General features: G+C 57.5%; 20 protein-coding genes. 16 read left to right on the plus strand and 4 right to left on the minus strand.

Annotated elements, in window-relative coordinates; all coding sequences use genetic code 11:
* Positions 1-300: 300 nt before the first annotated feature.
* Positions 301-1,302, minus strand: coding sequence for a tyrosine-type recombinase/integrase (locus tag ABC336_RS20310; RefSeq protein ID WP_413240382.1), 1,002 nt, complete (start codon positions 1,300-1,302; stop codon positions 301-303).
* 196 nt (positions 1,303-1,498) lie between these two features.
* On the opposite strand from ABC336_RS20310, the gene ABC336_RS20315 reads away from it, so the two are divergent.
* The 6 genes from ABC336_RS20315 (at position 1,499) to ABC336_RS20340 (ending at position 8,510) form a co-directional block, all read left to right on the plus strand.
* A complete protein-coding gene (locus tag ABC336_RS20315; RefSeq protein WP_413242567.1) occupies positions 1,499-2,044 on the plus strand; it encodes an HD-GYP domain-containing protein in 546 nt (181 codons plus the stop codon).
* Positions 2,045-2,057: 13 nt separating this feature from the next.
* Positions 2,058-3,143 carry a protein-glutamate methylesterase/protein-glutamine glutaminase gene (locus ABC336_RS20320; RefSeq protein WP_413240383.1) on the plus strand — a complete coding sequence of 362 codons (1,086 nt, stop codon included), beginning with the start codon at positions 2,058-2,060 and terminating at the stop codon, positions 3,141-3,143.
* Positions 3,144-3,166: 23 nt separating this feature from the next.
* A complete protein-coding gene (locus ABC336_RS20325) occupies positions 3,167-3,595 on the plus strand; it encodes a chemotaxis protein CheW (RefSeq protein WP_413240384.1) in 429 nt (142 codons plus the stop codon).
* 14 nt (positions 3,596-3,609) lie between these two features.
* Positions 3,610-5,595, plus strand: a complete 1,986-nt coding sequence (locus tag ABC336_RS20330) for a chemotaxis protein CheA (RefSeq protein ID WP_413240385.1) — start codon at positions 3,610-3,612, stop codon at positions 5,593-5,595.
* Between the two features lie 54 nt (positions 5,596-5,649).
* Entirely contained in the window at positions 5,650-7,239 is a 1,590-nt protein-coding gene (locus ABC336_RS20335; protein ID WP_413240386.1) for a methyl-accepting chemotaxis protein, read from the plus strand.
* A 119-nt stretch (positions 7,240-7,358) separates the two neighbouring features.
* The gene (locus ABC336_RS20340) at positions 7,359-8,510 is read left to right on the plus strand and encodes an MFS transporter (RefSeq protein ID WP_413240387.1); all 1,152 of its coding nucleotides are present in this window, start codon (positions 7,359-7,361) and stop codon (positions 8,508-8,510) included.
* Between the two features lie 51 nt (positions 8,511-8,561).
* Here ABC336_RS20340 and ABC336_RS20345 read toward each other — a convergent pair whose 3' ends face one another.
* Positions 8,562-9,878: a glutamate-1-semialdehyde 2,1-aminomutase gene (locus ABC336_RS20345; RefSeq protein ID WP_413240388.1), complete on the minus strand. Its 1,317-nt coding sequence runs from the start codon at positions 9,876-9,878 to the stop codon at positions 8,562-8,564.
* 80 nt (positions 9,879-9,958) lie between these two features.
* On the minus strand, positions 9,959-11,023 hold the full coding sequence (locus tag ABC336_RS20350; RefSeq protein WP_413240389.1) for an LCP family protein: 1,065 nt from the start codon (positions 11,021-11,023) through the stop codon (positions 9,959-9,961).
* 330 nt (positions 11,024-11,353) lie between these two features.
* Between ABC336_RS20350 and ABC336_RS20355 the strand changes: the two genes are divergently transcribed.
* The 10 genes from ABC336_RS20355 (at position 11,354) to ABC336_RS20400 (ending at position 23,404) form a co-directional block, all read left to right on the plus strand.
* A complete protein-coding gene (locus ABC336_RS20355; protein WP_413240390.1) occupies positions 11,354-12,370 on the plus strand; it encodes an ABC transporter ATP-binding protein in 1,017 nt (338 codons plus the stop codon).
* Positions 12,367-13,161 (plus strand): ABC transporter permease, encoded by a 795-nt coding sequence (locus ABC336_RS20360; protein ID WP_413240391.1) that lies wholly within the window; start codon positions 12,367-12,369, stop codon positions 13,159-13,161. The genes ABC336_RS20355 and ABC336_RS20360 overlap by 4 nt, the downstream gene beginning before the upstream one ends.
* 3 nt (positions 13,162-13,164) lie before the next feature.
* The gene (locus ABC336_RS20365) at positions 13,165-13,956 is read left to right on the plus strand and encodes an ABC transporter permease (protein WP_413240392.1); all 792 of its coding nucleotides are present in this window, start codon (positions 13,165-13,167) and stop codon (positions 13,954-13,956) included.
* Between the two features lie 146 nt (positions 13,957-14,102).
* Positions 14,103-14,585: a thioredoxin-dependent thiol peroxidase gene (gene bcp / locus ABC336_RS20370; protein WP_413240393.1), complete on the plus strand. Its 483-nt coding sequence runs from the start codon at positions 14,103-14,105 to the stop codon at positions 14,583-14,585.
* Positions 14,586-15,247: 662 nt separating this feature from the next.
* Entirely contained in the window at positions 15,248-16,279 is a 1,032-nt protein-coding gene (locus ABC336_RS20375; RefSeq protein WP_413240394.1) for an AAA family ATPase, read from the plus strand.
* On the plus strand, positions 16,276-17,574 hold the full coding sequence (locus tag ABC336_RS20380; RefSeq protein ID WP_413240395.1) for a DUF58 domain-containing protein: 1,299 nt from the start codon (positions 16,276-16,278) through the stop codon (positions 17,572-17,574). The genes ABC336_RS20375 and ABC336_RS20380 overlap by 4 nt, the downstream gene beginning before the upstream one ends.
* Entirely contained in the window at positions 17,558-20,155 is a 2,598-nt protein-coding gene (locus ABC336_RS20385) for a transglutaminase-like domain-containing protein (RefSeq protein ID WP_413240396.1), read from the plus strand. Before ABC336_RS20380 ends, ABC336_RS20385 begins: the two co-directional genes overlap by 17 nt.
* 127 nt (positions 20,156-20,282) lie before the next feature.
* Positions 20,283-20,819 (plus strand): copper amine oxidase N-terminal domain-containing protein, encoded by a 537-nt coding sequence (locus tag ABC336_RS20390; RefSeq protein WP_413240397.1) that lies wholly within the window; start codon positions 20,283-20,285, stop codon positions 20,817-20,819.
* Positions 20,820-20,970: 151 nt separating this feature from the next.
* Positions 20,971-22,509, plus strand: a complete 1,539-nt coding sequence (gene guaA, locus ABC336_RS20395; RefSeq protein WP_413240398.1) for a glutamine-hydrolyzing GMP synthase — start codon at positions 20,971-20,973, stop codon at positions 22,507-22,509.
* 652 nt (positions 22,510-23,161) lie between these two features.
* Positions 23,162-23,404: an AbrB/MazE/SpoVT family DNA-binding domain-containing protein gene (locus tag ABC336_RS20400; protein WP_413240399.1), complete on the plus strand. Its 243-nt coding sequence runs from the start codon at positions 23,162-23,164 to the stop codon at positions 23,402-23,404.
* 219 nt (positions 23,405-23,623) lie between these two features.
* Here ABC336_RS20400 and ABC336_RS20405 read toward each other — a convergent pair whose 3' ends face one another.
* Positions 23,624-24,640, minus strand: coding sequence for a phosphotransferase (locus ABC336_RS20405; protein ID WP_413242568.1), 1,017 nt, complete (start codon positions 24,638-24,640; stop codon positions 23,624-23,626).
* Positions 24,641-24,991: the final 351 nt, after the last annotated feature.

Consider the following 24,991-nt stretch of genomic DNA (forward strand, 5'->3'; position numbering starts at 1 on the left):
AGTTGGGATCTAGTTGCACTTTTGTCCTTAGCTGGCCGTAGACGGCGCGAGTTCTTCCTAAGTGCTCAGAGGACGGGAAGCATATTAGCCAATATTTTCAAGATAATGCGCGTTGTGGGGGATATTTTTGGGGGACTTTGAATTTCGTTGAGATTTTTGTAGGAAAATTAGGTACACTAAAGTCGCACAATAATAGTTGTGCGACATAATCCGGGAAAATATGGCTCGTTTCGTCATTATTATAGGACAAAAATACTATAAAATCAATAGAATTCTAAGAAAACAAGGTCTTTAGACTCATTAGTTAATGGTTTGGATGCGCATGAAGTCGATCAGACTCTCTTCTACAAAATCTGGTGCTGTTTTCTTAATTTGGTCTACAGTGTGAAGATAACGCTGAGTCGTATTGATATGAGAATGGCCCAGTGTCACTTGCACTTGCTGCAAACTGGCTCCGTGAAGCAAAGCGAGCGTCGCATTGGTATGTCTGAGCCAATGCGGCGTTAATTTTTTGCTAATTGTACTCAAACGTGCAGCGCGGCTGATAATCCGTTCAATCTGCCGTGTAGACAGTTGGAATAAGACCAGGTCTCCAGACGGCTCCCTGTGGTCAGACAGGTAGCGTGCGTATTCCATATAATAATTCCACAACTGCTGAGGAACTTTAATCTCTCTCTCCTTGCCGCCCTTCCCCTTGGTAATCGTGACCCAAATGCCCGTCCCGGCAATGTCGGTATAAAAATCCTTCCACTGGATTGCCGTCAGTTCGGAAACCCTCAACCCAAGCAGCACCAGCGATAAACCGATCAAGTAATTGCGCAGGCCTTCGCTTTGAAGCTGCTGCAAGATAAGTCCCACCTCGTTGCGGGTCAGGTAGTGGCGTTTGCTCGTGACCGGTACGGAGGGAAGACGAAGCCGCGAGGCCGGATTATGCGAAAACAGATTGATGTTAGGATCACTCCCCCATTTATAGAGTGATTTGAGTGGAGCGATAGTGGCAGCGATGGTGGCGGGAGCCAGCTTTTTAGGCGTGCTCCCGGATCCCGAGGTTGTTCTTAGGTTGTTCAGATGCAGCTTGAAGGCCTCCAACTCTCGCCATGTTACATCGTTGAGCGGTTTAAAATTTAGAAATGCCCGGAACCTCTCGATGGCCCGGACATAGTTTTTATAAGTATGGGCAGACCTGCTGCAGGTCGCCAGAAACATTTGAATGATTTGACTGTCGTTGTACTGGGAGTCGGCGTTCTCCTTGTTGCTGAGAGTAGTCCAGTTTCCTTGTATTTCCAGTGATGTAGTATCCATATATGCACTCCTCCTGATGTCACGGATGTCGCACAACTATTATTGTGCGCCACTTCTCTATATCGACCGAGACGGGGATACATTATAGGGGGAATATTGGGAAAAGCAGCAAGGAGGTCCGCTTGGGGTGAAAATGCTTATATTTAAGAAGCCTAAAGTACATCAGTCTGGAAATCTGCACGGTGTTGGAAGCTGGATGGAGCTATTGAAGCAGAAAACTCCTGAGACCTACGAGCATTGTGTCCGGGTTGCGCTGCTTGCAGAGAAGATGGCCGTGGCCATGCAGCTCAACAAGGCGGAGACGGACCGGCTGATAAGAGGCTGCTTTGTCCACGATGTGGGCAAAGTGATGATCACGAGAGAAATTCTGTACCAGCAGGCTCCCTTGACACGGGAGCAGTGGGTGATCATGAAGCTGCATCCCGAGCTTGGCGCAGAGATGCTGGAGCTGCAACCCAAGTTCGATACGGCGATGATCAAGCTGGTCCGCCATCACCACGAGCGCTGGGACGGCACGGGATACCCCGACCGGCTGCGCGGCGAAGAAATCCCTCTGTACGCCCGGATCTGTGCGGTGCTGGACGCTTATGACAGTATGACCTCTAATCGTCCGTACAGTAAGGCCTTCACGGAGCAGGAAGCCAGAGAAGAGCTTCTGCGGCACAGCGGCAGCCAATTTGACGGCCATATTGTCGATGTTTTCCTTCGCGTTCATCAAGAGATCCGGAAGTTCACCAATTGAGAGGGGCAGCGGTATGGCAGTCAAGGTTCTGGTTGTCGACGATTCTCCATTCATGAGAAGTTTTTTGATCAAATATATCGATGCGGATCCGAGGCTGGAAGTTGTCGGAACGGCATCGAATGGAGTGGAAGCCATAGAGCGTGTCCAGACGCTGCGCCCGGATGTCCTCAGTCTCGATATCGAGATGCCTGGGATGAACGGGCTGGAAGCGCTCAAGGCGATCATGCGGGAGCATCCGCTGCCGGTCATTATGCTTAGCTCCTTGACTCGCGACGGAGCGGCGGAGACGATCGAGTCGCTGCAGAACGGAGCCCTCGATTTCATCCACAAGCCTGCATCCACATTCATCCTGGATATCCATCGCTTGATGTCCGAGCTCAATGACAAGCTTTACGCCGCCTCGACCGTTTCCCCCAAAAGGCTCCAGCTGCAGTCCCAGCGAAGGGAAGGAGCCAGGGTTGCCGTAGCTGCAAAAGGAGCAGCCAGCCGTAATGCCGTAACTTTATCGGGAAGCCGGGAGGACGTAAAGAAGGTTGTGGCGATCGGCACTTCCACCGGCGGGCCTCAGGCGCTGGCATCGCTGCTCTCCGGGATCGGGGACAGCTGGGACTGTCCGGTCCTGATCGTCCAGCATATGCCGCCGCAATTTACAGCCTCACTCGCCGCCCGGTTGAACAAGCTGTCTCCGATGCCGGTCGTGGAAGCGGCTGATCAGGAGAAGCTGCGCAATGGGACGGTGTACATCGCTCCTGGAGACTATCACATGACGGTCGATCGAGCAGACGGGTTCTATCGGATCGTCCTTCATCAGCAGGCGCTGCGCTCCGGTCATCGTCCCTCGGTGGACGAACTGTTCGCTTCCCTCGCTCCGCTGGACGAACTGCAGCGCTACCTGATCCTGCTCACAGGCATGGGCAAGGACGGAGCGGAAGAGATGGTCCGGGCACGAAGGAGCGGGAATGCGGTGACTATCGCCGAATCCCGCGAGAGCTGCGTCATCTATGGGATGCCCCGGGCAGCCATCGAAGCCGGAGGCGCTGAGCATATCATGAAGCTGGATGAAATACCCGATTTCCTGACCGGCTGCCTGACCAGATAAGATACATCAAGGAGGAACTCACGATGTTGGCATCGGCTGTGGAACAGTATGTGGAATTTGGCGTAGGCGGAGAAAACTATGCAATACGGATTGCAGACGTCCACGAAATTATTAAGCTGCAAGATATAACGGATATTCCGAATTGTCATTATTACGTTCGCGGTGTGATTAATCTAAGAGGCAAGATTGTCCCTGTTATTAGTCTCCGGAGCTTGTTTGCTCTGGAGGAGGCGGCCCCCACCAAATCGTCGCGGATCGTGGTGGTCGCTCACGCCAATGACGCGGTAGGCATCATCGTCGATCAAGTCAACCAGGTGACCCTGTTTTCCGACATCCAGCCCCCGCCCGAGCGGGTCGGAGGCATCAGCGGTTCCTACTTTGTCGGGATAGGCATCAATACAAGCGGTTTGGTAGGCATACTTAAATTGGACGAAGTGCTTATACAGAGCTAAGAGGTGGGAAGCCCATGCTGGACCTATCAGAATTTCGTGACATCTTCCTCGAGGAGCTGGGCGAGCAGATTCATACAATTGAAGAAGAACTGCTGTCGCTGGAGCGCGAAGGCAGCACAGATCAGGGCATCCAACGTCTGTTTCGGGCAGCGCATACCCTCAAAGGCTCTTCTGCGGCGATGGGCTACATAAAGCTCAAAAATCTGACCCATGAAATGGAGCATCTGCTGGAGCGGCTGCGCAGTCATGAGCTGCAGGTGACGCAGCAGTTGGTTACGCTCTTCTTCGGGGCGCTGGATGGACTGCGCTTGCTGCAGGCCGAAATCACGGAACGCCATGAAGAACGATCCGACATGTCGGATATCATCCGGGAATTGGGAGAATACAGGGAAGCCAGTGAAGCGACGGTCATGGAGGCGCCGCTGCTGCCGTACGAGGTCTATCAGAGCTTCGTGGCCGCTGAGGACAAGAAGCGACAGCTTCTCTGGATGACTTTACAGCTGTCGGAGCATTGCGAGATGCGGTATGCCAGGTTCCAGATCATCGGCCGCAGGCTGGAGGAGCTGCTCGAGCTGATCTGGCGGGAGGAGACTGACGAGACGCCGGAGGATGCATCAACGGCGCGTTGGCTCGTCTCGACGAGTCTGAAGGCGGAAGAGCTGACGGAGCTGGCGGCGGGGATGATGGATGTCGATCAAGTCGCCCTGGAGACGGCTGTACTTGAGGAACTGCAGATGCTGCCCGAGGGGGTGGTCGTCGAAGAAGAGTCGAGCATCCCCGAGCCGGCAATATCAAGCGTACGCACAGAAAAAACGAAGACGTCGTCGATTCGGGTCAATATCGAGCGACTCGAACAGCTGATGAACCTGGTCGGCGAACTGGTGATCGATCAGACGCGGATCCAGCAGGCTGGCAAGACCTTGCGCCAAAAATTCGGACCTGATGAAGCGTTCGACGAGTTCAGCCAGCTTTCCGACCACCTCACACGGACGATCGGCGAGCTGCAGGAAAGTGTGATGAAGGTGCGCATGCTGCCGATCGAACAGCTGTTCAACCGGTTCCCGCGTCTCGTCCGCGACTTGTCCATCTCGCTGGACAAGGAAGTCGAACTGCTGCTCGAAGGCAAAGACACGGAACTGGATCGTACATTGATCGAGGAGATCGGTGATCCGCTCATCCATCTGGTCCGCAATGCGGTAGATCACGGACTGGAGTCGCCCGAGGATCGGCGGGCGGCCGGCAAGCCGGTCAAGGGGGTGCTGCGGATCACCGCTGCGCATGAGGACGACCAGGTCAGTCTGGTCATCGAGGATGATGGAGCGGGCATCGATACCGGCAAGCTGAGGCGGGCCGCAGTATCCAGAAGCGTCCTCAGCGAATCGGAAGCGGCTCAGCTCTCGGAGCAGGAAGCGGTGAATCTGATCTTCCATCCCGGCCTCTCCACGGCGGCCAAGGTCAGTGACATATCCGGACGCGGGGTGGGGATGGATATCGTCCGCAACGATATCGAACGAATGAACGGGCTGATCGATATCTCCACGGCACGAGGCGCGGGAACTCGCTTCAAGATTCGCCTGCCGCTGACGCTGGCGATTACGACCGGTCTGGTCGTAGCGATCGGCGGGCGAACTTTCATCCTGCCGATGAGCAACGTGGCCGAGATCGTCAGAGTAGAGCAGGCGGCGATCCGGACGATCCGCGGAGTGCCGGTGCTCACCCTGCGCGAACAGGTGATCCCGGTTGTGCACATCCACCGGCACTTCGGATATCCCGAGCCCGAGACAGAGGGGCGTTACCGGCCGCTGGTCATCATCGGCCGTGCCGAGAAGCGCGTCGCACTTGCGGTGGATGAGCTGATCGGCAACCACGAGATCGTCGTCCGCTCGCTCGGCTCCTATATCGGCAAGGTGGAAGGCATCTCGGGCGCGACGATTCTCGGCGACGGCAAGGTCGCATTGATTTTGGAGACGGGCGGCATCATTAAGATGATAAATCGTTAGCAGCATGATATTACATTGAAGTCGTCTAATCGCGACCCGAAGGAGAATGACAAGATGAGATGGTTGTATAACTTGCGTACCGGTGTGAAGTTGATTTCGGCATTTTTGATTATCTCGGTCATGATGGCGTTTGTGGGCATGTTTGGCGTGCTGAATATGGGGAAGCTGAATGAAAGCCTGGATATCATGTACGAAGACAATCTGATTCCCGTCAAGGAACTTCTCCAAGCCCAGAGCAAATTCATAGAGATGCGTGTCGTGATCCGCGACTCGCTGCTCGCCGAAACGGCTGACGAGCGCAATCGGCTGGCAGAGCGCTTTGATGAGCTAAGCGACGCCGTGGAGGAGCATATCGCGGTCTTCCGGACGACAACGCTGAGTGAGGCTAACCGTGAAGCGATCGCCCCCTTCGAGTCAAATTGGGAGGCGTATAACACGATTTCGGCCGATGTGATGGAGCTCGGCAGAGCCGGCCGTATGGATGAGATGAGTGTATTGATCCGCGGTGATCTGACCCAGCAGGGCGAGGTGCTGATCGGACAATTGAACAATATCGTCTATCTTAATCTTGAAGAGGCCGAACAGGCTCAGGCTGAGGGGGATAGACTGTATGCCAGCTCCCGTATCATCACGATCGTCATTCTCGTAGCCGCCGTCATCCTTTGCATCGTCTTCGGCACTGTCATCTCACGTGTCATCTCAGGCCCGCTGAGCAAAGTAGCCTCGCTGGTCAACCGGGTGGCTGACGGCGACCTGCGCCAGACGATCGGTATCCGTACGAAGGACGAGATCGGCCAGCTGGCGATGGCGATCGACAGCATGGTAGAGAATCTGAGGTCGATCGTCGGCGGCATTCTTACTTCCTCACAGAGTGTATCCGCCGCAGCTGAGCAGATCTCTGCGAGCACGCAGGAGGTAGCTAGCGGCAGCGCCAATCAGGCCAATGCCGCCCAGACCATCAATGAACTGTTCGTCGAGCTCTCGTCGGCGATTCACTCCGTAGCCCAGAATACCGAGCAGGCATCGGAGATCGCCGAGTCGACGATGACGCTGGCCCGCGAAGGCGGCGAGGTGATCCGCTCCTCGGTCGAGAGCATGCAGCAGGTCAACGGCCAGATGAGAAGACTGGAAGGCGACTCGCAAAAGATCGGCGAGATCATCGAGGTGATCGAGGATATCGCCGACCAGACGAACCTGCTGGCGCTCAATGCGGCCATCGAGGCTGCCCGTGCCGGCGAGCAGGGCCGAGGTTTTGCCGTTGTCGCCGATGAAGTGCGAAAGCTGGCGGAACGCAGCGGGGAGGCGACCAAGCAGATCGCAGGCATCATCAAAGGCATGCAGGAGAATACCCGTCAGAGCGTGCTTGCCGTCCAGGAGAGCACCGTGCTGTCCGAGAAGACAGGCGAATCCTTCCGCAGCATCGCCGATATGGTCGACGAGTCGGGTCAGAAGGTTGCCGAGATCGCTGCAGCGAGCGAAGAACAGGCGGCACAATCATCGACGGTATTGACAGCGGTAGAGAATATCTCCTCGGTCACTGAGGAGGCAGCGGCAAGCAGTGAGGAGACGGCTGCTACGGCACAGTCGCTGGCACAGCTGGCTGAGGAGCTGCAGCATTCGGTGTCGACGTTTAAACTGGAGTAAGAGGCTGGCAGGCGGTGAGAGGAATGTCCTCGCACCGCCTGTTTCTCTCCCGCATCCATTGTCAACATACAGCTGCAGTGGCATAATGGGAAGACTCCAATGCAGAAAGCCGGGCTCGAATGGTGTACTATTTTCTGATTTTTTATGCTGTCATCTATATGGGCAACGCTGTGTACGGCACCTATATGCCGGTCTACTTTCAATCCGCCGGGTTGTCGCCTTCACAGATCGGCATTCTGTTAAGCCTGGGGCCGCTGGTCGCCGTGCTGGCCCAGCCCGTATGGGGCGCCGTAGGCGACCGGGCGCGCACCAAGAACCGCGTTCTTGCCGTATTGCTAGCGGGCAGCGGCGTGGCCATGCTGATGTTCCCGTTCTCCACGGCATTTGTGTATCTGCTGCTTATGGTCTGTTTGTTTACATTTTTCCAGACCTCTATCTTTGCCCTCAGCGACACGATTACGCTGGAGCAGCTGGACAAGCAGTCCCGCTGGACCTTCGGGCCGATCCGGCTCGGCGGTACTTTTGGATTCGCAGCGATGTCCGTGTTCTTCGGCTGGCTGGCGACAAGGGATGTCAGCTATATGTTTCCCGTCTATGCGCTCATCATGCTGGCGGGGCTGCTGCTCCTCATTCGGCTGCCTCGGGTATCCGGGGGGCGGGCGCCTGGCAGTACCGAGCGGGTCTGGGTACTGCTTAAGAATCGCAAGCTGGTAACGTATATGGGGATCAGTCTGGTGCTGCACATCACGATGGGTTATTATTACTCGTTCTTCCCCGTCTATTTCCGTGATCTCGGGGGAGACAATGGCTTGCTGGGCTGGTCGATGCTCATCTCCTCGCTCAGCGAGATCCCGTTCCTGCTGCTGGCAGGCAGGATCTTCAAGCGGGTCCGTATCTCGACAGTGCTGCTGGTCGCGGGGCTTGCCTCTGCTGCCCGCTGGTTTATCTGCTCCCTGACAGACAGTGCCATCTGGCTGCTGCCGACTCAGCTGCTGCATGGGCTGATCTTTATCGTCCTGACAGTCACACTTGCAATGTATATCAATCAAGTTGCGCCGAAGTCGCTCAAGGCCAGCGGCCAGACGCTTAACGGCTTGCTTACACTCGGCGTGGCGCGTATCATCGGCAGCTTCTTCGGCGGCTTCGCCAGCGAGGCCTATGGCATGCGCGCAGTATTTAACGCCTGCGGCTGGATCGCTTTGGCGTGCTGCCTGTATACAGCCTTCATCTTGCTTCGCGAACGCAGAGAAGAGGCCGTCCAGCCCGGCTAGGGTGACGGCCTCTTCTCTTGGTGTATGTCGCATAGGAGTCCATTGTGTACTCTAGAGCGCAGCGAATGCCTGCTCAGCAGCTGTCAGCGTCTGAGCGATATCCTCCTCCGTGTGCGCGGTGGTCAGGAACCAAGCTTCGTATTTGGATGGAGCCAGGCAGACGCCCCGGTCCAGCATCTCACGGAAGAAGCGCCCGAACCGCTCGCCATCCGTGTCCTGAGCCTCATCATAGTTGGTTACGGGATGGTCGCAGAAATGCATCGAGAACGACCCGCGAATCCGGTTGATCGTCACCGGGATGCTGTATCGGGCAGCCAACTGGTGCAAGCCATCGGTCAGCTCGGCGGCCAGACGGTCCATCCGTTCGTAGGTCTCTGCTTCCTGGAGCACCTCGAGACAAGCGATGCCGGAGGAGATCGATGCCGGGTTGCCGGCCATCGTCCCGGCCTGGTAGGCGGGCCCGAGCGGCGCCACCTGCTCCATGATCTCCTTGCGGCCGCCGTAAGCGCCGATCGGCAGACCGCCGCCGATGATCTTGCCAAGCGCGGTCAGGTCGGGCTCGATAGCACTGGCATCGGGGAACGCCTCGTAGGTCTGAGCGGCGCCGTAATGGAAGCGGAAGGCGCTGATCACTTCATCGTAGATGACCAAGGCGCCGGCATCCCGGGTCAGGCGGCACAGCGACTCCAGATAGCCGGGCTTGGGCATGACCATGCCGAAGTTGCCGACGATCGGCTCGATCATCACGGCAGCGACCTGGTCGCCCCAGGCGGCGAGCGCCTCTTCCAGTGCGGACAGATCGTTAAACGGCACGGTGACGATCTCCTGGGCGATGCTGCCTGGTACGCCGGCGCTGTCCGGTATGCCGAGTGTAGAGGGCCCGGAGCCGGCAGCGACCAGTACGAGATCGGAGTGACCGTGATAGCAGCCGGCGAACTTGATGATCTTGCTGCGGCCAGTGAAAGCCCGGGCGACCCGGATCGTCGTCATCACCGCCTCGGTGCCGGAGTTGACGAACCGGACCTTGTCCATCGACGGGATCGCGTCCTTGAGCATCCGGGCGAGCTTGATCTCCAGCTCGGTAGGGGTGCCGTACAGCGTACCTGCGCGGGCCGCAGCGATGATGGCCTCGGTAATATGGGGATGCGCATGGCCGGTTATTATCGGGCCGTATGCAGCCAGATAATCGATATACTGGTGGCCGTCGACATCCCAGAAGTGGGCGCCTGCCGCACGCTCCATGAACACGGGAGCGCCGCCGCCGACTGCTTTGAACGAGCGGGAAGGGCTGTTGACGCCGCCGACGATATGCTGGAGCGCCTCCTCGTACAGCTGGGCGGAGCGCGGACGTGATTGGTTTGTTGCCATGAGTATTACCCTCCATTAGTTGTTTAGGTGGTGAAAAAGGCCCGATTCCCTGCATCCGCGGGAACGGGCCTGCTGATTGCTTATTCGCCGATGTCGGCTCCTTCGGTCTCGGCACGGACGGAGCCGCCGCGAGCATCAGGACTATCGGTTTGGGGCTCCTCCGGGACAATACTCTCGTCCTGGTTAAGCACCTCATCCACATATTTTTGAACACGGTCAACACTGCGGGGCATCAGGACAGATGCAGCTCCGACACGCTCTTCGCGGATCAGCTCCATCGGCGGCACCTGGGCCGAGCCGGCCATATTGATGCCAAGACCGAGCTGTCCCAGCTTCAGCATATCGTTGACCGTCAGGTTGGTCTCGATGAATGGCTGTACGCTTTCTAGGATTTCCTTCATCCGAATCAGATTCCAGGTCGACTGCATCTCGCCGGCGACGGCTTTCATAAAGTTGCGCTGACGCTCGGTGCGGGAGAAGTCGGACATTGCGTCGTGACGGAATCTTACGTATTGCAGGGCCTTGTCGCCATCAAGGACCTGAAGGCCTTTCTTCAGATCAATGTCGTAGCGGTTGCCGTCGGCGTTATCCGTATAACGCATGTTCTTCTCGACCTCGAACTCGATGCCGCCCATCGCGTCGATCAGCGACTTGAATCCTTCGAACTCGGCGTACACATAATACTGGATATCGAGTCCGAGCAGGTTGCCTGCCGTCTCCATCGCCAGATTCGGGCCACCGGATGTGATGGCGGTGTTGATCCGTCCTTTGCCGTGGCCGGGGATGTCAACGTAGGTGTCTCTGAGAATCGAGAACAGATGCGCCTTCTTCGTGAGCGGATCGACCGATACGACGAGCAGGGAGTCGCTGCGGGCGATCCCATTCACATCAGAGTCGCGCGCGTCGCCGCCCAGCAGCAGAATGTTGACACGCTCCTTGCCTTCCCACTTGGGAGGGAGCTTCACTTGTTCTACAGGTAAATGCTCGAACCGCGATTCCGTTTCATCCTTTTGCAGGCCATCCAGCGCATTGTAGACGCCGACTGCCTGGTATGCAGCATACGCGCCTACTAGGCCGACAGCAACGAGCAAGCCATACAACGCATATTTCCAAGGTCTTTTTCTTTTCTTGACTCTGCTGTCCATTCTCTTCTATACATCCCTTCGACAGTAATTTGAGTTCATGGTCGGTTTTTGTAGTTAGTGGAGAAATAAGGTGCCTCATACATAAGACGAGGTAGCCGGGATTGAGGTTGCATGCAGGCACCGGGGTCTTATCACTATCTACCCCGCATACCGCCGCAGTAATCGCACGGACCACAAGGCGGATGTTTACGGCTGGACAGAAATCATGTATGATTACATATCATTAAATTATAGTTTGTCGGATAGTGTTTTATCAAGTTTTTTTGAACGGCGTTAAAGAACTCTCACAATTTCCCGGGAAATGTCGAGTGAAAGGGGTCAGCGGAAACCGTGTCTGCCAACATAGCGATCGATGTAGATCGGCTCAAAAAACAATTCCGCGTCCAAAAGAACCGCGAAGGTCTGGCTGGCGCGATGAAAGATCTGTTCAAACGGGAGTATAGCGACGTGACAGCTGTCAAAGGCATCAGCTTCCAGATCCCCCAAGGGGAGATCTGCGGGTACATCGGCGAGAATGGCGCCGGCAAATCGACGACGATCAAGATGCTGACTGGAATTCTCGTACCGACCTCAGGGGAACTTCGGGTCAATGGCTTCATCCCGCACAAAGAAAGAGAGGCATTCGTCAGAGGCATCGGCGTCGTCTTCGGTCAACGCAGTCAGCTGTGGTGGGACATCGGCGTGATCGAGTCGTTCCAGCTGCTCCGCAAAGTCTACAAAGTGCCGGAGGCCGAATACCGCAAGCGGCTTAACGAACTGGTAGAGCGGCTCAAGCTGGCCGATCTGCTGCACCGTCCCGTCCGCAAGCTCAGTCTCGGTCAACGGATGCGCTGCGAGCTGGTGGCGGCACTCCTGCACAACCCGTCGATTCTGTTCCTTGACGAGCCGACGATCGGTCTGGACATCCTCGTTAAGACCGAGATCCGGGATTTTCTGAAGGAGATGAACCGGGAGCACGGCACGACGATCCTGCTGACGACGCATGACCTGCAGGACATCGAAGCGCTCTGCTCGCGGGTCATCATGCTCGATGACGGGCAGATCATCTACGACGGCAATCTGACCGATCTGAAGAGCAAGTGGAGCAAAGGCCGCGAGATTCAGTTCCAGTTTGCCTCGCAGGTCGATCTGCAGGAGCTGGAGTCGCTTACTGCTGGACTGAGCGGCGTCCAGTGGAAGCTGGCCAATGATGTGACGGCGGTCATGTGGCTGCCGGTAGAGGTCAATGTCTCGGAAGCGATGGCTCGTGTCGTCAGCATAGGCGATATCCGCGACATCCAGATTTTTGAGACCAACACCGACGAGATCGTCCGCGAGATCTATCAGACGGAGAAGAAGTCCTCATGAACCCGGCCTATCTAGATATTATCCGGATCCGTTTTTTGATGATGCTGGCTTACCGGGTCAATTATTATAGCGGGATTATTATTTATGCCATTAATATCGGCGCCTATTACTTCCTGTGGCAAGCCATCTACGGGAGCCAGGAGGTGCTTGGCGGGTTTACGATCAACCAGATGACCACCTATATCGCAGTTTCGTGGATGGCGCGTGCCTTCTACTTCAATAATCTTGACCGGGAGATTGCCGACGAGATCCGTGATGGCAGCGTCGCGATCCAGTTCATCCGCCCGTACTCGTATCTCATGGTCAAGCTGATGCAGGGGCTGGGGGAAGGGCTCTTCCGTCTGCTGCTGTTCATGGTGCCGGGGATGGTGGTGGTCTGCCTCATCTTTCCTGTGACCCTGCCTACCGATCCGGTCGTATGGGCTTGGTATCTCGTCATGCTGTTCTTCAGCTTCCTGATCAATACCCAGATCAACATGCTGACGGGCCTGTTTGCTTTCTTCGTAGAGAACAATACCGGACTTATCCGAATGAAACGCGTGCTGGTGGACCTGTTCTCCGGAGTCATCATCCCCATGAGCTTCTTCCCCGGCTGGCTGGAGGGCATCATGCAGTGGCTGCCGTTTCAAGCCATCACGTATCTGCCGAGCTCCGTCTTTACCGGGCGGACGCCGATCTCGGAGGCCGGGTCGGTATTCGGACTGCAAGTGCTGTGGTGCGTCCTGCTGGCGCTGCCGATCTGGGCCGTGTGGCGGGCAGCGCGCACCCGGCTGTTCGTACAGGGGGGTTAGGTTATGTTGTTTGTCATGGGATTGTTCTGGGAGTACATGAAAAATTACGCCAAAACCCGTCTTACCTACCGCCTGGATTTTTGGATCGAGGTGCTGAGCGATCTGATGTTTCAGGGCTTGAACCTGATCTTCATCCTCGTCGTCTTCCAGCACACTGAATCCCTCGGCGGCTGGTCACAGGCGGAGGTCGTGTTCGTCTATGGTTACTTCATGATTCCGTATGGCATCTTTAATACGTTCTTCAACTTATGGAGCTTCAGCGATCGGTATATTGTCAAAGGCGAGATGGATCGCGTGCTGACGCGGCCAGCGCACAATCTGGTGCAGATCGTTCTGGAAAATATGGACCCGCCGTCGCTCATCGGCTCGGTGATCGGTGCGATTATCGTCGGCATCTCCTGGTCTCAGCTCGGCATGCCGTTCGAATGGCTCGATCTGCTCGTTATGACCGCACTTGTGATCAGCTCGGTGATGATCTATGCAGGACTGTACATTGCGCTGACGGCGATTGCCTTTTACTCGGATTCGCCGACAGGGATTCTGCCGCTGATGTACAATATCCAGAACTACGGCCGTTATCCGGTCGGCATCTTCAACAAGACGATCCGCTTCATCCTCACCTGGGTGCTGCCGTTTGCGTTTGTCGGCGTCTACCCGGCCTCGTATTTCCTGGACCGGACTGGAGCTGAAGGCTCGATGGCGATGCTGACGCCGTTGGTCGGCGTTGTCTTCCTGGCGATTGGTCTTGCAGTATGGAATCACGGCGTCAGCCGGTACCGCGGGGCAGGCTCGTAATGCGAGCCTGTCTTTTTGCTATCTTGACGGCAATTAACTAAGGGGAATGTTCTAACAGCCACCCCGGTTTGAAATGGAAGGGAAACTTTGCTATGTTGGTACTGGCATCGGCAAGGCCCGGAATAGCAATAGAGGAGGAGCATGACATGACGATTGAAGTTGGACAACCCGCACCGGATTTTGAACTGGAAGCGAGCGGCGGGCAGCGGGTCAAGCTGTCGGATTATCGCGGCAAACACGTCGTATTATATTTCTATCCCAAGGATATGACAGCGACCTGTACGACACAGGCCTGTGATTTTCGCGACCGGAGCGGCGACTATGCCGACGCGGGTGCGGTGATCCTGGGCATCAGCACGGATTCGGCGGCGCGGCACGACAAATTTATCGCCAAGCACGATCTGCCCTTCCTGCTGCTGGCTGACGAGGAGCATAAGGTGGCGGAGCAGTATGGTGTCTGGCAGCTGAAGAAGATGTACGGCAAGGAGTACATGGGCATCGTGCGCTCGACCTTCATCATCGACAAGGACGGCGTGCTCGTACGGGAATGGCGCAAGGTCCGCGTCAAAGACCATGTGGAGGAAGCACTGGAATATATCCGGACCGAGCTGGAGCCGGCGAAGGGCTGAGCTTTGCTGCAAGGCGCTCGATCTCTTAGGGGCTGCCGGTTGTCCGGTACCCCTTGCCGATCTGCCGCGGAGTTGTTGTGTCGCCTGGATTGGCGCCCCCCGCACCCCGCACTCCGCACCCCGCACCCCTTAGGGAATTGAGCTTACGGACCCAGTAGCGTCTATTTTTGACATTAGCCTCACTTACGTCGCTTACGCGGACAGACGATCCGCTATTCCTCCCAAAGTTGCTCGATTAACCCCCAAGTGCAGCAAATAACGGATGCTGTGTCCGAAAACGCCTGCTAACCAACGGTTTTGGCCAAAATAGGCGCACCTGTGTCCGCAATCGCAGGTAGACTGCAAGTCCCGCCTATATCCAGGTAGCTTAGGGGTAGCTTACGGACCCAGTAGCGTCTATTTTTGACATTAGCCTCACTTACATCGCTTACGCGGACAGACGATCCGCTATTCCTCCCAAAGCTGCTCGATTAACCCCCAAATGCGGCGAATAACGGATGCTGTGTCCGAAAACGCCTGCTAACCAATGGTTTTGGCCCAAATAGGTGCACCTGTGTCCGCAGCTTCCTGCTCCGGGGTTCTTTTGCGCGCCTACAAGTCTAAGAATCTCTCAATCTGTGCAGACTATTGATAGAAGGTCTCATAACAGGAGGGATTATACGATGACAAGGATGTCATTTGCATGGGAGGCAATCCCCGAAGACGACGGCCGGGCAGCCGCTGCATGGCCCCGGGAGGCATCGAAGCAGCTTGCGCGCATGCAGGCACGCGTGGCTGCGGTGCTGCTGGGCAAAGAAGAGACGGTACGCATGGCGATGACTGCGCTGTTGGCTGGCGGCCATATCCTGCTGGAGGATGTGCCCGGCGTCGGCAAGACGGTCCTGGCGCAGGCGCTGGCCCGGGTGATCGGCGGCACTTACAACCGTATCCAGTTTACCCCGGATCTGATGCCGGGCGATGTGACGGGCAGCTCGATCTGGGATGCGCGGCGCGGCGATTTTGTGTTCCGGGAGGGTCCGATCATGGCCAACCTGGTACTCGCCGACGAGCTTAACCGTGCGGCGCCTCGGACACAATCAGCGCTGCTGGAGGCGATGGAGGAGCGCAGTCTGACCGTGGACGGGGAGACAAGACGGCTGCCGGAGCCGTTCACGCTGATCGCGACCCAGAATCCTGCGGTCGAGGACGGTACCTATCCGCTGCCAGCCGCACAGCTGGACCGGTTCATGGTCCGTCTGTCTGTCGGTTATCCGGTAGCCGAGGATGAGATCCGCATGCTGGCCGAGGGGAGCGGCCACAAGCGAACAGAGACGCTTCGACCGTTTTTGCTGCTGGAGGAGTGGGCGGCGATGCAGCGGGAGGCGCAGCAGGTGCATGCGCATCCGGCGCTTGTCGCTTACATGGTCGAGATCGTCCGGATGACGCGGTCGGCGGCAGGATTGCGGCTGGGGGCCAGTCCGCGGGCGACACGCGACTGGCTGCGGGCGGCCCAGGCCAGCGCCTATATCGAAGGCCGCGGCTATCTTATCCCTGACGACGTCAAAGGGACAGCCGCCAGCGTCCTCACACACCGGCTAAGGCTCCAGCCGGAAGCCGCGCATCGGGGCGAGCGGGCAGCCGATATCCTGGGCGGCATCCTCTCCCGGGTGACGCTCCCGATCCAGGCGGGCAGCACGGGACGGGGGCGTGCATGAGCGTGCTTCAGCAGTCAACCCAGTCACAGCATTCCTGGGATGCATCGCAGCAGCCGGATATCCGCCGCTCACGCTGGCAAGGACTGTGCCGCATACTCGTGCTGATCCTGATCTGGAGCGGGCTGGCCCTGGCTGTCCGTGAGCGGGGGACTGCAGCCGAGTGGCTCGCACTGTCTACCCTGACGGCCTTAATCGCAGGAGCGCTGCTGCTGCCCTTGACGGCGCTGCGAGGTGTGACGGTAAGCCGGCATGTGGAGTGTGAAGTCATCCATTGCGGCGAAGAGGTGTCGGTCAGGCTGACCTTCCGCTCGCCGCCGCAGCTGCCGCTGGTATGGGTGACGGTGAGGGAGGAACTGGTCAGTGAGAATAGACAGACCGGAGCAGCAGTGGCGTACAGGAGGCTGGTATTTCCTGGGCTGCGCCGGGAGTGGAGCATCGGCTATACGCTGACGGGACTGCCGCGTGGCGCCTATCGCTTCCGGCCGCCGGTCCTGACGGCAGGAGATCTGTTCGGTCTGCGCGAGCGGCAGTTGACCGTAGCGGCGGAGAGCTGCCTCTGGGTTGCTCCGGCGCCTTTGACCGGCGCGTTCCCCAAGGAAGGCGGCTACGGTATGGGGGCAGGGATGGCTGCGGAGCATCAGAAGCATGGGAGGCGCCCTGGCAGCGGATGGGAGCGTCGGGCCTATGCGGCTGGGGATCCGCTCCGGCATCTGGACTGGCGGTCGGCGGCCAAGGGCAGGGGCTGGCTGACCCGGCTGTCGGCTGATCAAGCGGCTGCGCCGCTGCTTATCCTGCTGGACACCTATGGGGAGTCCACGCCGGCAGGTGAGCGCTTGCTGGACGCCTGTGCCGGATTGGCGCTGGGCGCGTATATGTCGCAGCGGCAAGGAGGAGCTGAGCTGTGCATAACCGGGAGCGGGGGGTGGCTGCGCGGCGGGGAGACGGACGTATTCCGGGTGCAGCTGGCGCTGGCGGCAGTCCGCCCGGCAGCGCATCCGGCTGTACGTCTTTCGTTGAAGTCGTTGTTGCCGGGGGGATATGAGCGGGGGGCTTCGCTCCTCATCATCACCAGCGACCGTGTGGGAGCAGAGGAATGGACAAACGAGGCCGCCATGATCGGCATTCCGCTGGAGGTGTGGCTGGTCACGGACGGGAAGCAGGCCGTAACGATGGGAGGCGGCGGCTCCCGGCGTGACATGGCTAACGTCTGCACAAGAAGCTGGAGCTTGGCGAATGGCCGCGGACCACTCCTGCAGTTGGAGGAAGGGGGAGTGGCCGATGCGGGGATTACCTGAACCGTCGGCAGATGAACATCATGTCCCGTGGATTTCGGGAGCTGGAGACTCCGCCGAACACGATGCGCCACCGTCGCTAGGTTTTCGCCTGTTGACGAGTGCATTGCTGTTCGGGCTGCTCTGCGAGTGGGTGTTGCCGCTGCGGTATCTGAGCGCATGGACGGATCTGACCCGTGTCGATGTTGTGATGGGTGCAGTCGCTTTTGCACTCGCCTCCGGCTGTGTAGTCCTGTCCTGGCGAAAGCTGCCGTTCGTCCTGGCGTTTGGCTTGATCGTCGCAGTGCCTTGGCTTTTTTATGGGATCGATGGCATCGGCAGCTGGCTGCCGAACATGGTCTCCATCCTGCGGGCGGACCTCCAATCGGTACTTGCTCGCCAGTGGATCCTTTCAGCTGAACTGCGTACAGGTGTGCTGCTGGCAGGCTGCATGGCACTCTCCTGTGCGATCCAGTCGCTGATGTGGCTGCGTTATTGGGGCGCGGGGCTGGCGCTGGCTACCGGGCTGTTCCTGCTCCAGCTGGAATGGTGGTTCGGGCATGATGCGATGCTGCCCCTGGTTAGAGTGGTCTGCATCGGCGGCTTGTTGACCGTCGCGCTCACGTGCTGCCGCAGGTCCGGGAACCGGGCGACGGCCTATCTGCGCCTCACCGAACCCCGCAGAGAGCTGCCGCTGCAGGGGCTGGGAGCGGGGGCGCTTGCCGTGGCGCTGCTGCTGGGCACCGGCTGGTGGGCAGCCTCGGACAGACCTGCGGCACCCAGCCCTGCTCCATGGGCGGCTGGGCTGCAGGAGCAAGGCGAGGCATGGCTGCTGAGCATGGCGGGCCGCCAGACCCACTCGCGGGCGAGCGGCACGTCGGCGTCAGACCTGTCCGGGAGGTTCGCGCAGATCGGCTATGGCGGGGATGACAGCCGTCTTGGAGCCCCGCTCGCAATGAATGATAGCATAGTATTCATCGCCGATACGACAACGCCTGTCGCGTACTGGCGCGGCGAAGCCAAACCGTTCTATGACGGCCGCGGCTGGTCCGTGCCGTTCGAGGAGCGGCTCGAGTCGCCGCTTGACCGCTCTTTTGCGGAGGACCGGACCAGGGCAGCGGCCGGCGCAAGCGGGACGGGTGTGGAGGGAGCGGCTTTATCGCTGTCAGATGCTGTCCGGGTCAGGCTGACCTACGCCGATCCGGATGCCTCCTTGCCGCTGTTTACCGGAGGTGCGGATACACGGGTGCTGCAGCTCCGTGGAGCGGCTGACGGGCAGGCGAGCCTGTCGTATAGGCGCGACCTGCGCACGGACAGCTTGTTCCCGGGCAGTGAGCGCGCGGCTGTCGCAGCCGTGGAGCTGGAGTTCCGCAGCCGGACGGGTACCCCGAATCGGCCCGCACACGGCCAAGAGCATGCAGCGCCTGCTGAGATTGGCAGCGCCCAGGCACCTGCTCTGACGGATGCGCTTCAGCTTCCTGTGTCCGTGACGGAGCGGACGGCTGAGCTTGCGCGTGACGTCGCCGCCCCCGCCGGATCGGACGATTACGCCAGGGCAGCGGCGATTGAGCGCTATTTGCAGGAGAATTACAGGTATACATTGGATGATACCTCCGTCCCTCCGCAGGGGCAGGACTTCGTCGACCACTTTTTATTTGAGCAGCAGGCGGGCTATTGCGTACATTTTGCCAGTGCGATGACGATTATGCTGCGCACGCTGGATATCCCGGCGCGCTGGGTCAAAGGCTTCGCTTCGCCGACGCTGCCACTGGAGCCGGGAGAGCTCGCTGCGTCGACGACGGTAGCGGACGAGCTGACAGCTTACGCTTATCGCGCCCATGTCCGTCAGCGCGACGCGCATGCCTGGGTCGAGGTCTATATCGCAGGCAGCGGCTGGGTCGCCTTTGATCCGACGCCGCCGGCAGGCTGGCGTACGGTAGCCGCGGCTGCCGAGACCGCCGCTATCCCCAGCGAGGCGGGATATGAAGCGACTGGTCCGGCCAAAGCATGGGCAGGGCGATTCAGCGGCAGGGTATGGTATGCTGCGGAACGCCTCGGCGTTTGGACGATCCAGCGAGTAGCGAGCGGCCTCCGTCAGGCGGCAGAGCGGATGCAGCCGGTCATTGACCAGGCAGAGCGGACGCTTGCCGACATCGGCGCTGGCTCCGTCCGGGCAGCTGGAGTGGCGGCGCTCGTCCTGGCCGGCGGGCTGGCTCTGTCTGCAGCAGCGGTCTTGGGGTGGCGCAGGCGCGACCAGCTTGCACTCGGCTGGGCGTTGCGCGGCTATGACCGCTCGTGCAGATTAGGACGCCCGACTCGCCGCCGGCTGCTGACGGTCATCGGCCGCGCCTTGCGGCAGGTCGAGCGCACGCACGGCGTCCGGCCGCCCAGTTGGTCGGGCCGAGAGTACGCGAGCTCGCTGGCGCTCCGGCCTGCAGCCGCATCGGCGCTGATGAAGCTGATCTGCTTAGAAGAGGAGGCGCGTTTTGCCGTCTCGTACAGGCGATATCCCGAGCCGGAGTTGCTGCGTAAGCTGCTGGCCGAGCTGCGGAGCGAGCTGGCGGTGGCGGGGTCCTCCGGTTCTTTAGGACCAACGATTGGTTAATTTGGTACCCCAGGCGCTTTCGGTGGATCGCTCTTTTGTAAATAATTAACTCATATCATAAGGCTGGGAAGGCAGGTGTATCGACATATCAGTCGGCCAGCAAATAATGATAAGGAGGTTGATCAGTTTGAAAAACCAAGGGAAACGGGTTTTCGTCAGTGTGATGCTGATTGTCGCACTACTCGCGGCGCCGCTGGCGCACGCGGCGGGAATAACCCTGCGGGTGAACGGAGAGATCGCCGGGGATTCGGTTCAGCCGGTTAATGTCAAGGGGACAGTGTTGGTGCCGTTGCGGTTTGTGGCGCAATTGTTCGACGCTGCAACGAATTGGGATCAGGAAGCCAAAGCCGCTACGGTTACCAAAAATGGGAAGACCATTACCATCACGCTGGGCAAGACGGATGCGACGGTTAGTACTGAGGGAGAGACTCGGGCAGTAAAACTGGCACAGCCCGCGCAGCTTGTGACAAACAGCATTATGCTTCCGATCCGCTTTTTGTCCGATGAGCTCGGGGCTGACATCGCCTGGGACGCATCGACAAGCACGGTCAATATTAGGACCGAAGGCGGGACGGACACGGGTGGCGAGCCCAATAACATTTGCACGGCCTGGAGGTTTAACCCGCTGACAGGAAACGGGGAGCTGTATACAAGAGTATGTTAGTTATAAGCTGCACGAGGAGCCGCATTCTCTGAGCGGCACTTCGTTATTGGTATCAGATCCGCCTCAGGCTGCGGGAGAAGCGTAGGAATCCCTTGACTCGTTTCGCGAAGATTCGATATAATATTCGTTATGAATTGAGGGAGGCTCGGGAATGGAAAAGCCAAATGAAATAATCGTTGTCCTCGACTTCGGCGGACAATATAATCAGCTGATTGCCAGACGGATCCGGGATCTGGGCGTGTACAGCGAACTGCTGCCTTACAACACGACGATCGAGCGCATCAAGGAACTGCAGCCCAAAGGCATCGTCTTCTCCGGCGGTCCTGCAAGTGTATACGAAGAGAGCTCGCCGCTGGTCGATCCTGCGGTATATGATCTGGGGATTCCGATCTTCGGCATCTGCTATGGCATGCAGTTGATGTCGCATCAGCTGAAGGGCCAGGTGCAGCGTGCCGGCAAGCGTGAATACGGCAAGGCCGAGGTGGACTTCATGGAGGGCTCGCAGCTGATCCGTGGTCTGGAGACCAAACAGTCGGTCTGGATGAGCCACGGCGACCATGTCGTGACGCTGCCGGAAGGCTTCAAGCTGGATGCAGGCACGCCGAGCGCGCCGATCGCGGCGATGAGTCATCCGGAGAAGAAGTTCTTCGCAGTACAGTTCCATCCGGAGGTGCGCCATTCGATCAACGGCAACGACATGATCCGCAACTTCCTGTACGAGGTCTGCGGCTGCGAAGGCAATTGGAGCATGGAGACCTTTATCGACGACACGATCCGGGAGATCCGCGAGGAAGTCGGAGACCGCAAGGTGCTGTGTGCGCTCTCTGGCGGTGTTGATTCGTCTGTCGTAGCGATCCTGATCCACAAGGCGATCGGCGATCAGCTTACCTGCATGTTCATCGATCATGGTCTGCTTCGCAAGGGCGAAGCCGAGAGCGTCATGGAGACCTTCGTCGGCAAGTTCGACATGAAGGTCGTCAAGATCGATGCGCAAGACCGTTTTATGGACAAGCTGCATGGCATCTCCGATCCCGAGCTCAAACGGAAAAACATCGGCAACGAATTCATCCGCGTCTTCGAGGAAGAGTCGGCCAAGCTGGACGATTTTGACTTCCTGGCCCAGGGCACGCTTTATACCGACATCGTCGAGAGCGGCACGGCGACGGCACAGACGATCAAATCGCACCACAATGTCGGCGGTCTGCCTGAGGACATGCGGTTCAAGCTGATCGAGCCGCTGAAGGCGCTGTTCAAGGACGAGGTCCGCAAGGTCGGCGAGGAATGCGGTCTGCCGGATGCGATCGTGCACCGCCAGCCGTTCCCGGGACCGGGTCTGGCGATCCGCGTGCTGGGAGAAGTGACCGAGGACAAGCTGAAGATCGTCCGCGAGTCGGATGCGATCCTGCGCGAAGAGATCGCTGCCGCCGGCCTCGACCGCGAGATCTGGCAGTACTTCACGGCGCTGCCTAACATGAAGAGCGTCGGCGTCATGGGCGACGCCCGTACGTACTCCTACACCGTCGGCATCCGCGCCGTCACCTCCATCGACGGCATGACCGCCGACTGGGCGCGCATTCCTTGGGACGTGCTGGAGAAGATCAGCGTGCGGATCGTCAACGAAGTGGACAACGTCAACCGGATCGTCTACGACGTCACGTCGAAGCCGCCGGCTACGATTGAGTGGGAATAGGCTGGATTGAAATGATGCGACTTGATGCCGGAAACCCTTGATAGATAAGGGTTTTTGGCATCGGCTGCATGATGGTTTCCAGTTAACGTGCAACTACTATTGAATGTTTAAAATTACTCTCTTTTATCTGCGTTGTTTGCAAATAGAAGGGAGTTTTTTAATAGCGTATATGATTCCTGGGAGTCAAGTTATAACTGATGAGCATAAACAGGAATCGGTCGTCCGCAGAGCTGCAACGCATTTTTCTTCCCCTCAGCTTTCAGTTCGGAGATCAAGTTGTTCCCAGTCCTTTAAGGACGGCGTTAGCCGTTTCACCTTGATTTATAAGAGTTTATATGTTTCACACATATATCAGCTTATAAATCTCCGGAATGAAACTTGCGACGCCATCAAAAGACGGCGTAGCCGTTTCACCTTGAACAGATAAGTATAAAATTGTGGGGGCCACGAAGTGGCTCCCTGACTGCATTTACTTACGAGCGGACACCGTAGCCCTTATTTCGAGCATGGGCGTGTTTTAGAGCTGCTTGCGGACAGAGAATCCGTTATCGGTCTAAAAATGGTGCTTCACGAGCCCAAAACCAGCACATAACGGATCGTGTGTCCGTAGGACCTGCTCCGAGTAGGGTTTTGATCGAAATAGGCGCTACCCGTGTCCGTATCGAACCTGGCAAGATTACATCAAAAGGGCAAATTAACCTTTCCAGCAGCGCTAAGGGAGAAGTTAAACGTTCAAGAAGGCGATCAACTGGAATTTGTCAGTCTTGAAAACGGCCAGTTTGAGCTTAATGTAATAACAAAGAAAAAACTATCCGACATTGCTGGCATGCTCAAGTCAGATATTGATTCAGATATAAACGCAGCAAGGCAAGCAGTTGATGACTATTTTGATTGATAGTGGTAAATATAAGTTGCTTATAAGCTCAGCAGTCATCATTGAACTGTGTTGGATTTTGAAATCAAGGTTTACTTGGGATTCGGATTTCAGTAAATTGGCTTGTGAATACTATAAGCCGTCAGATTTAATTGAGAATTAGAAGGGGCTTCCCTCCATTATCATTTGATGACGTGGGGCGCCCCTTCTCCCGGCTGTGAGTTCCGTTACGGTTAGTCTTTAGCCTTGCGCAGAACCGTTCTTCATCTCATGAATCTTCTGAAGTGTCCGGAGATGCGTCCCTCTCGTGCCATCCGACTCGGCGTGGATGTACCATTCCACCAACCTGTACCCGAACATAAGAAGGATCAACTCGTAGACGCAATGCTCGGAGACAGGCGGAGCCTCGGCATATTCCGAGAAGCCTCTATAATATGCAGGCACACATCGCTGGTAATACTCGACCATGTGATCGGTATCCGCTTCATCGGCGATCAGGCTGGCGATGTCCTCGCCCAGGCGGCCCCAGCCGCTTGTATCCCAATCGATGATGGCAAATGTACCGTCCGCGTAGATGAGGTTGGTCACCCAGAAGTCCCTGTGGCACAGCACGAGGGGCAATTTTTCGATGCGGGCGAAAATCTCGTCTGAGCGTTCATCAATATCGATGAGCATCTGCCGCAGATGCTTCGGGAGAGCGCAGCCCTCCGAGCGTATATAATCGTAGACGACAGGCCATGACCGGTAATGCAGGTAGGTCTGTTTCATGAGATCCGCATGGCTCAGGTTGGTCAGACTCTGCAGCGCGGCTGGCTGCTCGGCATACAGCTTGCCCTGATAACGCCCCAACTCCCGTGCGGCCTGTTCATACATATCGCCAGTCAGGCACAAGCCGGTTACGCCATCGATGTATTCCAGCCACAGCCGGGTCTCATCTTCCTCGGCGTTGATCTCGGCGTGATAACACGTCGGCCATCGGAAGCTGGCCGAGAATGTTGCTCCTAACTCAGACGCATACAGATCATATTCCCTGCGCCATGAGCCAGGGTCGCCGTAACGCTCCCATTTTTTCTGGGTTTTGAGTACGATCCGGAACGGCAGCTTCTCCCCATCTGCGGTTTCGGCTACACCCGTTACCAGTTGCACATTCCCCACCGTCCCGCCGCGCAATGACATGACTTGGTAATCGGCGCCGATAATATTCGTTTCTAGTAATAGCCCCAACACATCGTTCAGCGTTTCGTGCTTCATTTTCATTTCTTCCAGCTTCTGTTCTTCTTCGTTCTGATTCATCATGTGTGCGCAGTCGCTCCTTGTTCATCTGTTTTTTTGGACGCAAAAATGCCGCGGACAAGCAGCCTCATAGAGAAGCTGCTGTCGCGGCATCAGGACGCAAAAAAGATACGACCTTCATCGTATCTTGCAAACAGCAATATTCACGAAAGGTTACTTTGGATGGCATAGCAAAGAATCCGGGTACTTTCCCGCTTTTCCCCTATGTTTCCGGGGCCCCCCGCAAAGTATCTGATTAAGCTTCGATGTCATTGCTCCACTTTGTGGGGATTACTTTGCAAACGCCTGCTATTCAGTTCTATGAGTAAACCACCA

It is taken from the genome of Paenibacillus jepli (assembly GCF_047238105.1).
Classification (GTDB): Bacteria; Bacillota; Bacilli; order Paenibacillales; family Paenibacillaceae; genus Paenibacillus_D.

What these genes read in the sequence shown, in the direction of transcription:
- ABC336_RS20375 (WP_413240394.1), top strand. Translation starts at nt 15,248, where the DNA reads ATGACAAGGATGTCATTTGCATGGGAGGCAATCCCCGAAGACGACGGC.
- ABC336_RS20365 (WP_413240392.1), top strand. Translation starts at nt 13,165, where the DNA reads ATGTTGTTTGTCATGGGATTGTTCTGGGAGTACATGAAAAATTACGCC.
- ABC336_RS20320 (WP_413240383.1), top strand. Translation starts at nt 2,058, where the DNA reads ATGGCAGTCAAGGTTCTGGTTGTCGACGATTCTCCATTCATGAGAAGT.
- ABC336_RS20335 (WP_413240386.1), top strand. Translation starts at nt 5,650, where the DNA reads ATGAGATGGTTGTATAACTTGCGTACCGGTGTGAAGTTGATTTCGGCA.
- ABC336_RS20325 (WP_413240384.1), top strand. Translation starts at nt 3,167, where the DNA reads ATGTTGGCATCGGCTGTGGAACAGTATGTGGAATTTGGCGTAGGCGGA.
- ABC336_RS20340 (WP_413240387.1), top strand. Translation starts at nt 7,359, where the DNA reads ATGGTGTACTATTTTCTGATTTTTTATGCTGTCATCTATATGGGCAAC.
- ABC336_RS20345 (WP_413240388.1), bottom strand. Translation starts at nt 9,878, where the DNA reads ATGGCAACAAACCAATCACGTCCGCGCTCCGCCCAGCTGTACGAGGAG.
- ABC336_RS20350 (WP_413240389.1), bottom strand. Translation starts at nt 11,023, where the DNA reads ATGGACAGCAGAGTCAAGAAAAGAAAAAGACCTTGGAAATATGCGTTG.
- ABC336_RS20330 (WP_413240385.1), top strand. Translation starts at nt 3,610, where the DNA reads ATGCTGGACCTATCAGAATTTCGTGACATCTTCCTCGAGGAGCTGGGC.
- ABC336_RS20380 (WP_413240395.1), top strand. Translation starts at nt 16,276, where the DNA reads ATGAGCGTGCTTCAGCAGTCAACCCAGTCACAGCATTCCTGGGATGCA.
- bcp (WP_413240393.1), top strand. Translation starts at nt 14,103, where the DNA reads ATGACGATTGAAGTTGGACAACCCGCACCGGATTTTGAACTGGAAGCG.
- guaA (WP_413240398.1), top strand. Translation starts at nt 20,971, where the DNA reads ATGGAAAAGCCAAATGAAATAATCGTTGTCCTCGACTTCGGCGGACAA.
- ABC336_RS20310 (WP_413240382.1), bottom strand. Translation starts at nt 1,302, where the DNA reads ATGGATACTACATCACTGGAAATACAAGGAAACTGGACTACTCTCAGC.
- ABC336_RS20385 (WP_413240396.1), top strand. Translation starts at nt 17,558, where the DNA reads ATGCGGGGATTACCTGAACCGTCGGCAGATGAACATCATGTCCCGTGG.
- ABC336_RS20315 (WP_413242567.1), top strand. Translation starts at nt 1,499, where the DNA reads ATGGAGCTATTGAAGCAGAAAACTCCTGAGACCTACGAGCATTGTGTC.
- ABC336_RS20360 (WP_413240391.1), top strand. Translation starts at nt 12,367, where the DNA reads ATGAACCCGGCCTATCTAGATATTATCCGGATCCGTTTTTTGATGATG.
- ABC336_RS20405 (WP_413242568.1), bottom strand. Translation starts at nt 24,640, where the DNA reads ATGAAAATGAAGCACGAAACGCTGAACGATGTGTTGGGGCTATTACTA.